Here is an 857-nt window from a genome sequence, read left to right on the forward strand (position 1 = left end):
TCACGAGTCCCCATGACCATCAAAGACGCCAGGCAGCACGTAAGCAACGTGACGGAAGCCAGTCTCACTGCCATGGGTAACGGTTACCACGGTTGTTGGGTGGATGCAGACTATGCCGGAGTGAAACAGAAATGGTTGATTCTGCGCAGTGAGCAGGCGACTAAACGGGAGCAGCAGACGCTGGCCCGCAATTTACTTAAAAGCAGTGAAAAAGAGCACAAGCAATTTATTAAATTGTGTAAGCAACGCTTTGCCTGCCAGACCGATGCCGAGACGGCAATGAAAGTCTTTAGCAAGACGTTAAAAACAACCCGCATCAGTGAGTTTGACTGTATAGCCCACCCCGTGTTCTTAGGTAAAGGTCGCCCCAAAAAAGGACAACAGCCAGCATACTATGAATACCAACTCGATGGGCTGATAGCCACCTGTTTGGATAAAGTTGGAATAGCTCAGGCGCAAACTGGGATGTTTATCCTCGCAACCAATGATTGTAGCGGGGAACTCAGTATGCAGACATTGTTAGATACCTACAAATCCCAGCAACATGTTGAGCGGGGATTTCGTTTTCTCAAAAGTCCGGAATTCCTGACATCCTCACTGTTTCTAAAGAAACCGGAAAGGATTGAAGCGCTGCTCATGGTGATGACGTGCAGTCTGATGATATACGCCGCCCTTGAACACCGGATCCGAACGTCATTAAAAGAAAGACAACAATACTTCCCTGACATGAAAAAGAAACCGTCCCAGAAGCCAACGGCACGATGGGTATTTCTGTGTTTTAGTGGGATCCACGAAGTCAGTATTGGTGACTCTCCCCCCGTAATCACAGACAAACAGGAGCGCCAGCAGGTGATCAT

Annotated in this window: 1 protein-coding gene; it reads left to right on the plus strand. The window is 48.3% G+C overall.

Features of this window, described 5'->3' with window-relative positions; translation table 11 throughout:
* Positions 1 to 12 precede the first annotated feature (12 nt).
* Positions 13 to 857, plus strand: an 845-nt coding sequence (locus NO989_RS21850; RefSeq protein WP_371343199.1) for an IS1634 family transposase, incomplete at its 3' end; no start/stop codon positions are given.

The sequence above is a fragment of the Alteromonas sp. DY56-G5 genome (genome assembly GCF_041414725.1).
Taxonomy (GTDB): domain Bacteria; phylum Pseudomonadota; class Gammaproteobacteria; order Enterobacterales; family Alteromonadaceae; genus Alteromonas; species Alteromonas macleodii.